This window comes from Halobellus sp. Atlit-38R (assembly GCF_003665925.1).
GTDB classification, from domain to species: Archaea; Halobacteriota; Halobacteria; order Halobacteriales; family Haloferacaceae; genus Haloquadratum; species Haloquadratum inordinatus.
Window position 1 is genome coordinate 1 of sequence record NZ_QXIJ01000080.1, and the last position, 713, is coordinate 713.

The window sequence follows — 713 nt, forward strand, 5'->3', positions numbered from 1 at the left end:
CGGTGATGCCGGGGTACACCCACCTCCAGCCGGCGCAGCCGACGACGGTCGGGCACTACCTGCTGTCGTACGAGGGCGGGCTGGCGCGCGACACGGAGCGCCTGCTCGACGCGTCCGACCGCGTGAACCGGTCGCCGCTCGGCGCGGCCGCGTTCGCCGGGACGCCGTTCGACGTCGACCGCGACCGCACCGCCGCGCTGCTCGGCTTCGACGGGACGGTCCGCAACTCGATGGACGCCGCCTCCGCGCGCGACTTCCTCGCGGAGTCGGCGAGCGCGCTCGCGACGCTCGCGACGACGCTGTCGGGGCTCGCGGAGGACCTGATCATATTCTCGAACAAGGGGGTCGTCGAGCTGGCCGACGCGTACGCCTCCACCTCCTCGATCATGCCCCAGAAGAAGAACCCCGACACGCTGGAGCTGACCCGCGGCGTGGCGGGCGACGCGATCGGCGAGGCGACCGGCACGCTGAGCCTGCTGAAGGGGCTCCCGCGCGCCTACAACCGCGACCTCCAGCGCGCCCACGCGAGCGTCTTCGAGATCGCCGGCGACGTGCGGGAGGCGACCGAGGTCGCCGCGGGCGCGGTCGCGACCGCGGAGTGGAACGAGGCCGCGCTCGCGACGGCCGCCGGGGAGGGGTTCTCGACGGCCACGGGCGTCGCCGACCTGCTCGCGACCGGCGGCCTCCCCTTCCGGACGGCCCACGAGATCGTC

The 713-nt window shown here is 74.5% G+C and carries 1 protein-coding gene; it reads left to right on the top strand.

The genetic code is table 11. The features are described from left to right. Positions 1-713, top strand: a 713-nt coding sequence (gene argH, locus D3D02_RS18195) for an argininosuccinate lyase (RefSeq protein WP_121571322.1), incomplete at both ends; no start/stop codon positions are given.